Source organism: Propionibacterium freudenreichii subsp. freudenreichii (assembly GCF_000940845.1).
GTDB lineage: Bacteria > Actinomycetota > Actinomycetes > Propionibacteriales > Propionibacteriaceae > Propionibacterium > Propionibacterium freudenreichii.
The window spans coordinates 1,009,203-1,024,595 of sequence record NZ_CP010341.1 but is presented as its reverse complement, the minus strand read 5'-3'; the positions used below and the strand labels follow the sequence as shown (position 1 = coordinate 1,024,595).

11 protein-coding genes are annotated in these 15,393 nt (G+C 67.1%); 3 read left to right on the top strand and 8 right to left on the bottom strand.

Going from position 1 to position 15,393, the window contains the following annotated elements:
* The first annotated feature begins 10 nt into the window (after positions 1 to 10).
* Entirely contained in the window at positions 11 to 826 is an 816-nt protein-coding gene (locus RM25_RS04345) for an amino acid ABC transporter ATP-binding protein (RefSeq protein WP_013161196.1), read from the top strand.
* A 9-nt stretch (positions 827 to 835) separates the two neighbouring features.
* Here RM25_RS04345 and rny read toward each other — a convergent pair whose 3' ends face one another.
* From rny to recA, 3 genes are all read right to left on the bottom strand, one after another.
* Positions 836 to 2,371 carry a ribonuclease Y gene (gene rny, locus RM25_RS04340; protein WP_036941241.1) on the bottom strand — a complete coding sequence of 512 codons (1,536 nt, stop codon included), beginning with the start codon at positions 2,369 to 2,371 and terminating at the stop codon, positions 836 to 838.
* A gap of 161 nt (positions 2,372 to 2,532) precedes the next feature.
* Positions 2,533 to 3,147, bottom strand: a complete 615-nt coding sequence (locus RM25_RS04335; RefSeq protein ID WP_013161198.1) for a regulatory protein RecX — start codon at positions 3,145 to 3,147, stop codon at positions 2,533 to 2,535.
* Between the two features lie 2 nt (positions 3,148 to 3,149).
* Positions 3,150 to 4,268, bottom strand: coding sequence for a recombinase RecA (gene recA, locus RM25_RS04330; protein WP_013161199.1), 1,119 nt, complete (start codon positions 4,266 to 4,268; stop codon positions 3,150 to 3,152).
* Positions 4,269 to 4,549: 281 nt separating this feature from the next.
* Here recA and RM25_RS04325 point away from each other — a divergent pair, with 281 nt between their 5' ends.
* A complete protein-coding gene (locus RM25_RS04325; RefSeq protein WP_013161200.1) occupies positions 4,550 to 4,744 on the top strand; it encodes a DUF3046 domain-containing protein in 195 nt (64 codons plus the stop codon).
* A gap of 104 nt (positions 4,745 to 4,848) precedes the next feature.
* Positions 4,849 to 9,528, top strand: a complete 4,680-nt coding sequence (locus tag RM25_RS04320; RefSeq protein ID WP_052809108.1) for a DEAD/DEAH box helicase — start codon at positions 4,849 to 4,851, stop codon at positions 9,526 to 9,528.
* 221 nt (positions 9,529 to 9,749) lie between these two features.
* Here the strand turns inward: RM25_RS04320 and RM25_RS04315 are convergent, their stop codons facing one another.
* From RM25_RS04315 to RM25_RS04295, 5 genes are all read right to left on the bottom strand, one after another.
* On the bottom strand, positions 9,750 to 10,055 hold the full coding sequence (locus RM25_RS04315; protein WP_080516100.1) for a helix-turn-helix domain-containing protein: 306 nt from the start codon (positions 10,053 to 10,055) through the stop codon (positions 9,750 to 9,752).
* Between the two features lie 167 nt (positions 10,056 to 10,222).
* A complete protein-coding gene (locus RM25_RS04310) occupies positions 10,223 to 10,726 on the bottom strand; it encodes a CinA family protein (protein ID WP_044636098.1) in 504 nt (167 codons plus the stop codon).
* Complete coding sequence (gene pgsA / locus RM25_RS04305; RefSeq protein ID WP_013161205.1) at positions 10,719 to 11,372, bottom strand: CDP-diacylglycerol--glycerol-3-phosphate 3-phosphatidyltransferase; 654 nt, start codon at positions 11,370 to 11,372, stop codon at positions 10,719 to 10,721. Before pgsA ends, RM25_RS04310 begins: the two co-directional genes overlap by 8 nt.
* Before the next feature lie 4 nt (positions 11,373 to 11,376).
* Complete coding sequence (gene rimO, locus RM25_RS04300; protein ID WP_013161206.1) at positions 11,377 to 12,810, bottom strand: 30S ribosomal protein S12 methylthiotransferase RimO; 1,434 nt, start codon at positions 12,808 to 12,810, stop codon at positions 11,377 to 11,379.
* 79 nt (positions 12,811 to 12,889) lie between these two features.
* A complete protein-coding gene (locus RM25_RS04295; protein WP_173425125.1) occupies positions 12,890 to 15,373 on the bottom strand; it encodes an FtsK/SpoIIIE family DNA translocase in 2,484 nt (827 codons plus the stop codon).
* Between the last annotated feature and the right edge of the window lie 20 nt (positions 15,374 to 15,393).

Below are 15,393 nucleotides of genomic sequence, written 5' to 3'. Positions count from 1 at the left end.
TCGTTCACACATGGCCGAGCCGAGTGACAACAACGCCGCACAGGCAGCTGCCGGCGCTGCGCACGAATCCGTCAACGCCGCGCAGGGGCCCGCGGGCACACCCGCCGTGCAGATGCGTGGGGTCAACAAGTCCTTTGGTGCCAAGGCAGCGCTGATCGACATCGACCTGTCGGTGGCCAACGGCCAGACGGCGGTGGTGATCGGACCCTCCGGTTCCGGCAAGTCGACGCTGTGCCGCACGATCAATCGCCTTGAGGTGCCCGACACCGGTCAGATCCTCATCGGCGGCACACCACAGCCGACCGGGGGCAAGGAACTGCCGGCGCTGCGTGCCGACGTCGGGATGGTCTTCCAGGATTTCAACCTGTTCCCCCAGATGACCGTCCTTGACAATGTCACCTACGGGCCCCGCGCCGTACGGCATCAGTCCCCCGAGATCGCCCGTGATCGGGCGATGGATCTCCTGCGCCGTGTGGGAGTGGCCGATCAGGCGCCGAAGCTGCCCGCTGAGTTGTCCGGTGGCCAACAGCAACGTGTGGCGATTGCGCGCTGCATGGCCATGGATCCCACGATCATGTTGTTTGATGAGCCGACATCGGCACTGGACCCCGAGATGGTCGCCGAGGTGCTGGCGATCATGCAGAGCCTCTCGGAGGAGCACCGCACCATGATCTGCGTCACCCATGAGATGGGCTTCGCACGACATGTCGCCGATCAGATCGTCTTCATGGCCGATGGCCGCATCCTGGAGCAGTCCCCGCCCGCCGAGTTCTTCGAGCATCCGGCCACATCACGGGCCCAGGAGTTCCTTGCCTCCGTCCTGTAGCCCACGCGATCAGTGCGCCAATTGGGTGGCCACCGATTCGCGCACCACGGTGATGCGGATATTGCCCGGATAGCTCAACTCACTCTCGACTTCATGGGCGATCTCGTGGGCCAGCCGCTCACTGCCCGCATCATCCACGACGTCCGGCAGCACCATGACGCGTACCTCCCGCCCCGCCTGCATGGCGAAGGCCTTGTCGACGCCCTCATGCGCGGTCGCGATCTGTTCCAGTCGGGTGAGCCGGTGCACATACGCCTCCATGCTTTCGCGACGAGCGCCCGGCCGCGAGGCCGAGATGGCATCCGCGACCTGGGTGATGACCGCCTCAGCGGAATCCGCCGGCACCTCGTCGTGGTGGGACGCGATGGCGTTCACCACGGCATCGCTCTCACCGAAGCGGCGTGCGAGTTCCGCGCCCTCTGCGGCATGGGATCCGTCGCCCTGGGTGATGACGGCCTTGCCGATGTCGTGCAGGAAGGCCGCCCGCTTGCAGGAATCCGGGGGAAGTCCGATCTCCGAGGCGATCGCACCGGCGATCCGTCCGCATTCCTTCAGGTGCTCGAGCACCACCTGCCCGTAACTGGTGCGGTACTGCAGGGCCCCGATGTACTGGTACAGGCCCGGATTGATCCCTACCAGCCCCAGCTCCATGATCGCGCTCTGGGCCGCCTCCTGGCACTTGTCATGCACCTTGTCCACGGCGCGCGAATATGCCTGCTCGATCCGCGCCGGGTGAATGCGACCGTCACCCACGAGCTCCTGCATGGCCAGTCGGGCTATCTCGCGACGCACGGGATCGAAGCTGCTCAGCAGGATGGAGCCCGGGGTGTCGTCGACCAGCACGTCAACGCCCGTCACCTGCTCGAAGGAGCGGATATTGCGGCCCTCGCGTCCGATCACCCGCCCCTTCATCTCGTCACTGGGCAGGTCAACGGTGGAGACCACCGCTTCGGCGGTCTGATCGGTGGCGATGCGCTGGATCGTGGACAGCACAATGCCCCGGGCCACCCGATCCGCGTCCCGCTTGGCGGCATTCTCGATCTCGCGGGCCCTCGCGGCACTGAGGCGTCGGCTGGAGCGCTCCACGCGGTCCAGCAATTCCTGACGCGCCTGCTCCTCGCTCATGGCCGCGACCCTGCTCAGCTCCTCTTCCGCCGCGGTGCGGGCATCCTCCACGGCGTCGCTGCGGGCCTGCAATCGTTCGCTGCGCGATTCGAGTTCATCGGACAACTTGCGCAGTCGTCCGCGTTCGAGTTCCAGGCGGGTCTCGCGCTCATCCAACGCCAGGGAACGCTCATGCAAGACGCCACTTCGCTGTTCCAGGGCAGCCAGCATCTGGGACTGCTTCTCCTCGGCGGCCGATGACGGCTCTGGGCCCTGTGGGTGGGGGTCATCGCGTGGGGGCTCCGACAGGGACGAGCCGGAATGCCCATTGTCCTCGAGTGGCCCGCGTCGCAATCGGCGGATGGCCACCACGCCCATCGCCACGATGACGACCAGCAGCACGATCAACACCACGAACAGCAGCAACCAGAAGGTCCCCATCCCGCCTCCTTGCGGTCATCGCCAGTCGGGGTCACAGGCATGGAAATGGGCGAGGCATTCACACCTTGCCCGATTGTCTCGCATTCCCGCGCTTTGTCCTAGGCCGCGGGCCCGCAGGCCGTGCCGGATCACCCCGCCGGACAAGAAGAACCGGGCGGAACCTACTCGGCCAGCTCGTCAAGTACCTGGAATATCACCGGCATGGCGACGCCCGTGGAGTAGCCCCGTCGTGCGAGTTGTCCCGACAGACGACGCAGCGCAACCTGCCGGTCGACCCCATGAAGGCGTCTGGCCTTGATGCGGCACAACTCGAGCGCCGCCTGCCGCTCATCGTCGGGCGAGATCTGGTCCAGGGCGATCTCGATGAGCTCCTCGCTGACTCCGCGGACGCTCAGCTCGCGACTGATGGCCCGCCGGGAGAGCCTGCGGGTGCGTGCGCGTTCCTGTGCCCAGTTGCGTGCGAACCGGGCATCATCAACGATGCCGACCTCGACGAACCGGTCGAGGATCTCGGCAACGATCCCGGGATCGAGCTGACGCTTGCGCACCAGGTAATCAGTGAGCTCGCCGCGCGAGTAGTCACGCCGGTCCACCCGTCGCAGCGCGATCTCCTTGGCGCTGGCCACCTCGGAGGCACGTCCTGACGGGGCTGCCCCGCGCTTGCCCGAAGCTGTCGGTGATGCGTCGTGCTCGGCAGGGGTTCGCGCCGCGACGTCGCTGATGAGCCGTGCAAGCTCATCAATCTTCGCCGCGGCGGAACCACTGTCACCCACCACGATCAGACCGTGGCCTTACCGGACTTCGACGCTGACTGCTTGCCCGCCTTGGCATCCACCAGCTCGCTCGCCGGGGAATCCACGACCTCCCCGGTCCTGGGATCGATCCCCTCAGGTACCTCATCACTGGCGTCCAGCCCGAGCTTCACCCGGATCTTGTGCTCGATATCACTGGCGACCTCAGGATGGGTGATCAGGAAGGTGCGGGCATTCTCCTTGCCCTGCCCGAGCTGGTCATCACCATAGGTGAACCATGCCCCGGCCTTGCGCACGATCCCGGCGTCCACACCCATATCGATGAGGCTTCCCTCACGACTGATGCCCTTGCCATAGAGAATGTCGAATTCGGCCTGCTTGAACGGCGGCGCAACCTTGTTCTTGGCAACCTTCACCCGGGTGCGGTTTCCCACGATCTCATTGCCGTTCTTGAGGGATTCGATGCGCCGGACGTCCAAGCGCACCGACGAATAGAACTTCAGGGCTCGGCCACCAGTCGTGGTCTCGGGCGAGCCGAACATCACGCCGATCTTCTCGCGAAGCTGGTTGATGAAGATCACCGTGGTGTTCGCCGACTTGATGGCGCCCGTCATCTTGCGCAGCGCCTGGCTCATGAGCCTCGCCTGCAGGCCCACGTGGCTGTCACCCATCTCGCCCTCGATCTCGGCGCGGGGCGTCAATGCGGCCACCGAGTCGATCACCAACAGCTCCAGGGCACCGGAGCGGACCAGGGTGTCAGCGATCTCCAGGGCCTGCTCACCGTTGTCGGGCTGGCTCACCAACAGTTCGTCGGTGTTGACGCCCAGCGCATGGGCATAGCTCGGGTCCAGCGCATGCTCCGCGTCGATGAAGGCACAGATGCCACCTTCTGCCTGGGCGTTCGCGATGGCGTGCAGGGCCACGGTGGTCTTACCGGATGACTCGGGACCGTAGACCTCCACGATGCGACCTCGCGGCAGTCCCCCGATTCCCAGGGCGATGTCGAGCGCCACCGACCCGGTGGGGATGCTCTCGATCTGCGCATAGGCCTGGTCGCCAAGGCGCATCACCGAGCCCTTGCCATGGGCCTTCTCGATTTGGGCAAGCGCTGCGTCCAGAGCCTTGTTTCGATCTGCTACGGCCATGTCCCGATCCTCTCCTCGTGTCGGCACGGTGGCCAACGGAATGTGCGTGGTTCTCTTCGTCTGTTTCAAGCTGTGTCACGTGTGGTGCGCCATCTTGCGCCGTCTTGTGTTGACTGTAGGACCGGCCTCTGACATTTCCCGCCCCACCGGGAAGCTGTGGACGTAGCGCCAAGCACTATTCACAATATGCGAACAAGCGTTCGAAGCGAAGCGACACGCCCCATGATCCCCTCACCGGCACCTGCCGGCGACCCATCGGCCCGGCGACCTAAGCTCGACCCGTGCGAGAAACCGAGTTCTGGCGGCGGATGGATCACCATCTTGGTGGCAACTACGCGCGCGTATGGGCAGACCAGATCGTGTTGTCGGAGCTGGACAATCGCACGGTGCGTGAGGCACTGGACGATGGCGTGCCGTTCAAGGTGGCGTGGCGCGCCGTGTGGAAGTTCCTTGAGCTTCCCGAACGCGATCGGTAGTCGGCCTGCCCGTGCCCTCCGCCGTCATCCCGCTGGCCCCCCCGCGCCGGGTGCGCGGCGTCGCCCATTCGAAAATGTCAGTGCCCCGCGTCAGACTGGCTCCCATGACATCCGACGCAACGGCGCCCGCGAACGATGCGGCGATGGCCGGCTTCGGGCCCATCGCCCGCACGTGGTTCACCGATGTGTTTGCCGCCCCGACGCCGGTGCAGATCGCCGCCTGGCAGGCCATCGGCTCGGGCAACAACGCGTTGGTCATCGCACCAACCGGTTCGGGTAAGACCCTGGCCGCCTTCCTGCAGAGCCTGGACCGGCTGGCATCCCGTGCGACACAGCCCGCCCTGATCGGAGCCTCCGAGGGGGCCGCACCGACGCAGGAGCCCGCCGCGCACGTCAAGGGCGTCCGCGTGTTGTACATCTCCCCCCTGAAGGCCCTCGCCGTGGACATCGAGCGGAACCTGCAGGCCCCCCTGCGCGGCATGACGGCGACTGCGGAGCGACTTGGGCTACCCGAACCGCGGGTCAGCGTTGCGGTGCGCTCCGGCGACACCACGGCAGCACAGCGCCGACGCATCGCCACCCATCCCCCTGACATCCTCATCACCACCCCCGAATCGCTGTTCCTCATGTTGTCGAGCAAGGCCGCCGAGACCCTGCGCAACGTCGAGACGGTCATCGTCGACGAGGTCCATGCGCTGGCAGGCACGAAGCGCGGCGCGCACCTGATGGTCAGCCTGGAGCGGGTGGCCGCGCTGAGCCAACGCGGCGGATTCCAACGGATCGGACTGTCGGCCACCGTGCGTCCACCGGAACGGGTCGCTGGCTTTCTGGCAGGAGACCGCGACATCGCGGTGATCAGCCCCCCGGCAGCCAAGACCTGGGATCTCAGCGTCGTGGTGCCCGTGGAGGACATGACCGAGCCCGACGCCGGGCGGGATGCAGCCGAGCAGGACGGCACCGGACGCCAACCCTCGATGTGGCCGCCGATCGAACGACGGATCCTCGACCTCATCACGTCCCACCGCTCGACCATCTGCTTCGTGAATTCACGTCGGGTGGCAGAGCGCCTCACCGCCCACCTCAACGAATTGCATGCCCACGATCTGGGCGTCAGCGATGAACCGCAGCCGCTGCCGGCCCAGGTGATGGAGCCGTCGGCGGCCACGAAGGGCCGGGACGGCACCGAGGTCCCCATCGTTGCGAGTGCCCACCACGGTTCGGTGAGCAAACAGCGTCGGGCGCAGATCGAGGATGACCTGAAGAGTGGGCGACTGCCGTGCGTGGTGGCGACCAGCTCGTTGGAACTGGGCATCGACATGGGTGCCGTGGACCTGGTGATCCAGGTGCAATCGCCCCCCTCGGTGTCCAGCGGCCTGCAGCGCGTGGGCCGTGCCGGCCACCAGGTGGGCGCCATCTCGCAGGGGGTGCTGTTCCCCACGGCGCGGGGGGACATGCTGGAATCGGCGGTCGTCGCCCGAAGGATGGCCGACGGGCAGATCGAGGCCGTCCACACCCTGCGCAATCCGCTCGACGTGCTGGCCCAACAGCTCGTGTCGATGTGCGTCAACGCCCCGCATTCGGCCAGCGAGCTCTTCACGATCGTCAGGCATTGCGATGCCTTCCGGCAGCTGCCGCGCTCCGTCTTCGACGGGGTGCTCGACATGCTCACCGGCCACTATCCCAGTGAGGACTTCGCCGAACTGCGCCCCAGGCTGGTCTGGGACCGCCGCACCGACATGCTGAGCGCACGTCCCGGTGCCCGGCGCCTGGTGACCACCAGTGGTGGCACGATCCCCGACCGGGGCCTGTTCGGCGTGTTCCTGGTCGGCGAGCAAACCGCCTCGGGGAAGCACGAGCCCGGCCGGCGGGTGGGCGAGCTCGACGAGGAGATGGTCTACGAGTCACGGGTGGGCGATGTCTTCACCCTGGGCACCTCGAGTTGGCGGATCGAGGACATCACCCACTCGCAGGTGATGGTCAGTCCTGCTCCGGGCCATCCGGGTCGATTGCCCTTCTGGCGCGGGGATTCCCCGTCCAGGCCGCGTGAGCTCGGAGCCGCCATCGGCGCCAGTGTCAGGGAGCTGGCGGCGGCAGATCCCGGGGATGCCCTCGCCCGGCTGGCCCATGGGGGGCTGGATGAGATGGCCTCCCGGAATCTGCTGGCCTATCTGACCGAGCAGCGTGAGGCCACCGGACAGCTCCCCGATGATCGCACCATCCTGGTCGAGCGCTTCCGTGACGAGATCGGCGATTGGCGCCTGTGCGTGCACTGTGCCCTGGGGGCCGCGGTGCTGCAGCCGTGGGCATTGATCATTGAGCACGCCGGCCGCGAGCGCTACGGCGTCGACGTCCACGTCACTGCCACCAATGACGGCATCATCATCCAGCTACCCGACGTCGATGCCGACGCTCCCGACGCAGGGCTGCTGTCCTTCGCGGCCGATGACGTCGAGTCGCTGGTGTCAGAGCAGGTCTTCGGTTCAGCATTGTTCGCCGCGCGGTTCCGCGAGTGTGCCGCCCGCGCGCTGCTCCTGCCGCGCCGCAATCCGGGCACGCGCGCACCGCTGTGGCAGCAACGCATCAAATCGGCACAGCTGCTTGCCGTGGCGGCGGGATACCGCGATTTCCCGATCGTCGTGGAGACGATGCGCGAGTGCCTCCAGGACGTCTTTGACCTGCCCGGCCTGACATCCCTGATGTCGGCCATCGCCTCACGGCGCGTACGACTGGTTGACGTGGAGACCCAACAACCCTCCCCCTTCGCCCGCAACCTGCTGTTCGGCTATGTCGGCGAATTCGTCTACGACACCGATCAGCCCCTTGCCGAACGCACCCTGGCGGCCATGAGCCTGGATTCGGGCATGCTGGCCGAACTGTTGGGCACCGAGGCCGGCCGCCAGATGCTGGACGTCGGGGTGGCCACCCGGGTGGAGGCCGGCCTCCAGTCGGTGGTGGCGGATCGTCGTGCGACAACCCCCGAACGCCTGTGGGAGGTGATTCGCACGATCGGGCCCCTGACCGACGACGAATGCCGTGATCGCAGTACCCCGGACGCCGCGGCCTGGCTGCGAACCCTGTCGGCAGAACACCGGATTGCGCGGGTCCAGATCAATGGTCGTCCGGCCTGGTGCGCCGACACCGATGTCGGTCTGCTGCGCGATGCGCTCGGAATCCCGATCCCTGCGGCCATGCCCGCGCCACCGCCGCGTGAGCGGCACCTTGCGGTCCGTGATCTGGTGCTGCGCTGGGTGCGACGCCATGCGGCGGTCACCACCGAGTCAATCCGGCAGCGCTACGGCATGGCCGTTGCCACCGCCCAATCGGCACTCGACGGGCTGATCGATGAGGGCCTGGTCATCCGGGGAGCGCTCATCGCGGTTCCGCCGACGCCCGGCGAGGATTCGACCGAATACCGTCTGGGCGCGCTGGTCGGGGAGCCCGACGCCGACCAGTACTGTCATGAGCAGGTGCTCGCGCTGATCAAGCGTCGCACCCTCGCGCAGCTGCGCAACCAGGTGGAGGCCGTCGACCAGCAGCAGTTCGGCCGCTTCCTGGACGCCTGGCAGCAGCTGCCCCCGGCCGGGGCCCAGGTGCCCCAACGCCCGGCAAGTCACAGCGCCCCCACCCCCGACGACCTGCTGGCCGTCGTCGACCTGATCGCGGGCTATCCGATTCCCGCATCCATGCTGGAGTCGGTGGTGCTGCCGGCGCGACTTCCCGGCTACCGCCCGTCCCTGCTCGATGAGGCACTCGCCACCGGAGAGATGGTCTGGACTGGAACCAGGGCCATTGGCCAGCGGGATGGCTGGATCTGCCTGTGGCCGGCAGACATCGGCCCGGTCCCTCCCCGGAAGTCGACAGAACTGACGCCCCTCGCCACCCGACTGGCGCAACGACTGGATGCCGGTGGCGGTTGGCGGGTCACCGACCTGACCGACGAGTCGGCCGGGCCCTCGGCCGTGCTCGATGCCCTGTGGGAGCTTGCGTGGCAGGGACGTGCGACCACTGACACCTTCGCGCCGGTGCGTGACCTGTGCGCGGGACGCGGGGCCCTGAAGACCCCCACCACCCCGCGCGCACGCCGTCGCCCCATGCGGGTCCGGGTTGCCCGCCCGCTGCCCGTGGGCGGGGCCCGCTGGGCCGCCCCACCCGAGCCCGGCGACGAGAGCACCCGGCTCCTGGACGCCCTGGAGCTGGAACTGGCCCGATATGGCGTCCTCACCCGGGGCAGCGTCATGACCGAGCCACAGACACCGAGCTTCGCCGACGCCTACCGCCTGCTGTCCAGGATGGAGGAGTCCGGCGCCACCCGCCGCGGCTATTTCGTGACCGGCCTGGGGGGAGCACAGTTCGCGACCCCCGGCGCAGTCGACCGGCTCCGCACCGCTCCGGCTGCCCCCATGCGACTTCTCGCTGCCTGCGATCCGGTGAACCCCTACGGTGCTGCCCTGGAGTGGCCCGCGACCAATGGACATCGTCCGGCTCGCAAGGCGGGCGCCCTGGTGGTTCTCGATGACGCGAAGCCCGTCTGCTACGTCGAGAGGGGGGCCCGGACCCTGTTGACCTTCACCTCCACCGACCGGCCCCGATTGGCGGAGGCACTGCGTGCAATCGGTGCCGCCGTGGACGCAGGGCAGATCGGTCGCCTCACGATCGACAAGATCGATGGCAGTCCCGCCCTGCAGGCCGACATCGGCGACGAGCTCAATGCCGCAGGTTTCGTGATGGTTCCCCGGGGATACACCCGACGCCGCAGGACGCCGGGGAGCAACCGCCAGGAATGAACCGGACAGCCGGCCGCAGACCCTTGGGAACCAGCGGCCGCAGAGCGTGAAGACCCGGACCACCAGCCTGGTGGTCCGGGTCTTCAACGGCGCGTCCGCACAACGCGCCGCACGCCATGGCGGACAGCGGCTCGCCGTCACAGGTTCCCCACCTCTGCGGTGGGTCCTGCGCCGCGATGCCGGCGCCTGCGCTGCCACCTGCGGCAGCGCAGGCGACAGGTTCAGGCGGCGATGACCGACGGAGCAGCTGCCTCGAGGCCGATGCGCGAAGCCTGCAGCTGGCCGGCCTCGACCACCAGCATCTTCTCGCTCACCTCACGCAGGATCTCGGACAGGGGCACATTGAGCGCCTGGCAGATGGAGAACAGCAGCTCGCTGGACGCCTCCTTCTGCCCGCGTTCAACCTCCGAGAGGTAGCCCAGGCTCACGCGCGCAGCCAGCGAGACATCGCGCAGGGTGCGGCGGTCATGAATCCGCTGTTCCCGCAGCGTTTGACCTAGTAGGACTCTCAGCAAAGGTGGCTTCACGTTGCCCTCCGATCGCGCTCCGCAATGGAGTATCTGCCCATTCAAACCTGATCCGCATGGGATTAATTCCCTGGTGGATCCGATCATCTCGCATAGTGGACATTTCAACCAGTGCTGAGCGTGATTCACCTGCTACCGGGGCAGGTCCCGCACCGGGATGACCCGGCTCACTGCGGCCAGGTCAATGCCTTGAGCAGATAGCCCAGGGATTCCTCGATGGTGGCCTGCCGGATCGCGTCGCGCCCGCCTTCGAGCCGCAGCTGTCGGGCTCGTACCGTGCCGAGCCATGACAGGCCCAACCACACGACCCCGGGAGCAACCCCGTCCTCACCGGTGGGACCGGCCGTACCGGTCACCGACACGGCCACATCGGCAGCACACGCACGGGCCGCGCCCGCCGCCATCTGACGGGCCGTCTGCTCGTTGATGACCCCGTGGCGCGCGATGAAACCAGCATCCACCCCGGCCAGCTGGGCCTTCAGGGAGCTTGCATAGGTGATGAGCCCCCCGCGGAAGACCTCGGAGCTACCGGGCACCATCGTGAGGGTCCAGCCGATGCCGCCGCCGGTGATCGACTCGCACGTCGCCAGGCTCAGCGAGCGGTCACGGTACCGATGGATCACCTGCTCGGCGAGACCCCGAGCCCCGTCAGCGGCGGTGGAGTCACTCATGGGCCTTGCGGGCCCGCAGGATCTCGGCGTAGTCGACGGGATGTCCCACCTGCAGTGATGCGCGGCGCAGCTTGATGGCATCGACGACATAGTCGAGACCCGTCACGACGGTGAGCAGGAAGGCGACCCCCATGACGATCCAGCTGATCACCACATACCAGGCCCCCAGGCCGGGCAGCCACAGCAGGAACAGGATCAGGGCGATGCTCTGGAGGAAGGTCTTGAGCTTGCCGCCCTGCTTGGCGGCCATCACTCCGTACTTGAGCACCTGGAAGCGCATCAGGGTGATGCCCCATTCCCGCACGAGCACGATGATGGTGAGCCACCAGGGAAGCTCGCCGATGATTGACAGGCCGATGAAGGCCATACCGGTGAGGGCCTTGTCGGCGATCGAATCCCAGATCTTGCCGAAATTCGTGACCATGTTGTACTTGCGGGCGATGCGTCCGTCCGCAAAGTCGGTGAGGATTGCCACGGCGAAGACGAGCGTCGCACCGATGCGCCACCCCTCCTGATCGGGATGGCTGAGGAGCACCACGGCAAAGACCGGCACCAGCACCATGCGGGTGATGGTGAGGATGTTGGGCAGGTTCCAGGCGAATGCGAGGGTGGCCTCATCCGGTTTCCTACCTGCGGGCGCGCTCATCGGCCTAGCCTTCCTCGTCGATTTCGGCAGTGAGATCCACTCCGACCGTGTCGATCACCGACGCGGAAACCATATCGCCTGGTGTCGGCATGTGACGCCCCTGCCCGACCAGCACGGTGGTCGTGCCGTCCACATCGGGTCCCTGGTGGGCCGCGCGACCGGTGACCTGGGATCCCTCGACCCCCTCCACGAGCACCTGCACCCTCTGCCCGACGCGTTGCGCCGCCCGTTCGTCACACAACACATTCGCCAGGTCGGCGATGCGCTCGTGGCGGGCCTCGATCTCCTCGGCGGCGACGTGGTCCGGCAACTCGGCAGCAGCCGTACCATCCTCGTCCGAGTAGCTGAAGACACCCACTGCGTCGAGGCGGGCACGCGCAAGGAAATCGGCAAGCACGTCCACGTCGTTGCTGGTCTCCCCCGGGAAACCGACGATCACATTGCTGCGGATACCTGCCTGTGGCGCCCGTTGGCGGATGGAATCGATGAGTCCCAGGAATGATTCCGGATCGCCGAAGCGACGCATGCGTCGCAGCAGCGGGGCCGAAGCGTGCTGGAAGCTCAGGTCAAAGTAGGGCAGCACCTTGGGCGTGCTGGTCATCACGTCCACCAGGCTCGAACGCAGCTCGGCCGGTTGCAGGTAGCTCACGCGGATCCAGTCGAGCCCGTCCAGGGCCGACAGCCGCTTCAGCAGGGATTCCAGGGCCCGCAGGTCGGCCAGGTCCTTGCCATAGCTCGATGAGTTCTCCGAGACGAGCATGATCTCGCGCACGCCCTGCCCGACGAGCCACCCGGCCTCCTCGACGATCTCGTCCGCGTCCCGCGACAGATATGCGCCGCGGAAGCTGGGGATGGCGCAAAAGGCACAGCGCCTGTCACACCCGGAGGCAATCTTCAGGGGGGCCCAGGGCGCATTGTCCAGCCGGCGGCGTGGAACGCGCGGGCCGGAGGCGGGGGCGATGCCGGTGGGCAGTTCTCCCTGGTGTCCGGGCACCGCCCGGCGCCGGTGGCGCTCAATCGGGGCGATCGGCAACAGGGTGCGTCGGTCCATGACGGTCGGTGGTTGCACCGTGCCCCCGGCCATCACGGTGCGCAGCCGCTCGGCGATATCGGTGTAATCGTCGAAGCCCAGCACGGCGTCGGCCTCCGGCAGGGAATCGGCCAGTTCGGCGCCGTAGCGCTGGGCCAGGCAACCGACCGCCACCACGGTCCTGGGGCCGCCACTGTCCTTGAGGTCCGCCGCCGCCAGGATCGTGTCGATGGAATCCTTCTTGGCCTGCTCGACGAAGCCACAGGTGTTGACGATCAGTGCATCAGCACTGTCGGGCTCATCCACCAGGCTGAAGCCCCCGGCTTCCAGCCGTCCTGCCAATTCCTCGGAATCCACGTCGTTGCGGGCGCAGCCGAGACTGATGAGATGAACCTTCTTATTCGCCATGATGCCTCAAGTATCCCCGCCCGAAGGCGTCAACCCCAGTCCGCACCACAGATGCGCCTGCCGGTCGGGTCAATGCCGACTACTGGGTGGCCGATTCCGGTTGTGGTTCGCCCGACAGCTGGGCGAGCACCGTGTCGAGGTCATCGGGCTTGACATAGACGTCGCGGGGCTTGCTGCCCTCGCTCGGTCCCACGACGCCCCTGGTCTCCAGGATGTCCATGATGCGGCCCGCCTTCGCAAAGCCGATCCGCAGCTTGCGCTGGAGCATCGAGGTGGAACCCAGCTGCAGGTTGACCACATTCGTGGCCGCCTCCAGCACCAGGTCGAGATCGTCGCCGATGTCCTCGGCCACCTTCTTCTCGGCGCTGGCCACGGCCGTGACGTCGTCGCGGTACTGGGGCTTGAGCTGTTCCTTCACATGGTCGACGACCTCGCGGATCTCGGCCTCGGTGACCCAGCTGCCCTGGACACGCTTCGGGTTGGCCGCCCCCATGGGCAGGAACAGCCCATCGCCCTGACCGAGCAGGCGCTCAGCGCCGGCCTGGTCGAGGATCACCCGGGAGTCCGTGGCCGAACTGGTGGCAAAGGCCAGGCGCGACGGGATGTTCGCCTTGATGAGTCCGGTGACCACATCAACGGAGGGGCGCTGGGTTGCCAGCACAAGGTGGATGCCGGCGGCCCGGGCCAGCTGCGTGATGCGCACGATGGAATCCTCGACGTCGCGTGGGGCAACCATCATGAGATCGCTCAACTCGTCGACCACGACGACCAGGTACGGATACGGCGTCAGCTCACGTTCGGAGCCGGGCGGTAGTTGCACCTGGCCGGCCCGCACCGCCTTGTTGAAGTCATCAATGTGGCGGAACCCGAAGGCCGCCAGGTCGTCGTAGCGGCGGTCCATCTCCTGGACCACCCATTCCAACGCCTGGGCCGCCTTCTTCGGGCTCGTGATGATGGGCGTCACCAGATGCGGGATGCCCTCATACTGGTTGAGTTCGACGCGCTTGGGATCCACCAGGATCATCCGCACCTCGTCGGGAGTTGCCCTCAGCATGATCGAGGTGATCATCGAATTCACGAAGCTCGACTTGCCCGATCCGGTGGCACCGGCAACCAACAGGTGCGGCATCTTGGCGATGTTGGCAAGCACCACCCGACCTTCGACGTCCTTGCCGAGTCCGACCACCAGCGGCTTGGTGTTGCTGCGCGCCCGCGGGCTGCGCAAGACATCGCCCAGGGAGACGACTTCCTTCTCCTTGTTGGGGATCTCGATACCGATCGCCGACTTACCGGGGATCGGCGACAGGATGCGCACATCGGGCGACGCCACCGCATAGGCGATGTTGCGTTGCAGGGCGGTGACCTTTTCGACCTTGACGCCGGAACCGAGTTCCACCTCGTACTGCGTCACGGTGGGTCCGCGCGTGTAGCGGGTCACCTGGGCATCGATGTTGAACTCGGTGAACACGTCCTGCAGGGAGTTCACGGTGTGATCGGCCGCATCGGTGTGCACCTTGGGAGCCGATCCGGGTTTCAGCAGGCTGAGCTCGGGCAACGAATACTGCACGTCCCCGGAAAGCTGCAGTTGTTCCACCCTGCTCGTCGCCGGAAGGTGCTCGGGGGGCTCCAGGTCGTCGGGGGCCACCACCGCCGCGGCCGGGTGCGCCGGGTCGGGACGTGGCGCCACGGGGTCCGCATGTGGCTCGGTGGATGCGGGATGTTGGTCCTCGTCCTCCACCGGGGTGTCGTAGGCCTCGTCGACGCCGAACTTCAGCTTGCGTTCGGCCTTCTTGGCACGGTTGTCGGCCGCCCAGGACGATGCCCCGCTGGCCAGCTGCCGGATCTGGGCCCACATCTCGTGGACGGGACGACCCGTGATGAGGATGGTGCCCAATACGGCGACGATGACCAGCAGCACGGCGCTGAGCCAGCGCGGCACCAGCTGGGTGAGCATCGAGCTGGAGATGTAGCCGATGATCCCGCCCATGGCCCGCATGCGCGCCGGATCGGCCGGACTGGGCAGGGGCCATTCGGTGACATTGATCAGCCCGAGCAGGCCGAATGCCAGCACGGTCCAGCCGAGCGCCTGGCGCCCGACGGGGCCGTTCGAATCGGGATTGCGCAGGGTCCGCCAGGCCAGCACGAACAACAGCACCGGCAGCAAATAGCTCGCCATACCGAAGATCGTCGCGACGCACGCCTGCAGGATCTTCCCGACCACTCCGGGCAGGCCGACCCAGAACTCGGCCGCCACGACAACCGCAAGGGCCACCAGGAACAGCCCCATGCCATCGCGACGCACCGCTGGGTCGATCTCACGGGCCGATCCGCCGATACGGCGCACGGCGGCCCCGAGTCCATGGGCGATGCCCTGCCACGCGAACACCACGGCACGGAGCACCGGATTTGGGCGTGGCGCGGTCGGCCGGGGACGGCGTGACGCCGAACCCCGACTGTGATTGTTCTTCTTGCTCCCACCGCTTCGCGCACTCGCAGGGCGGCGTGAGTTCTTCGAGCCGCTCTTGCTGCGAGGCCGCGACGGGGAAGACGCGCGGGTCGCCATATTCCGCAGACTACTCGGAG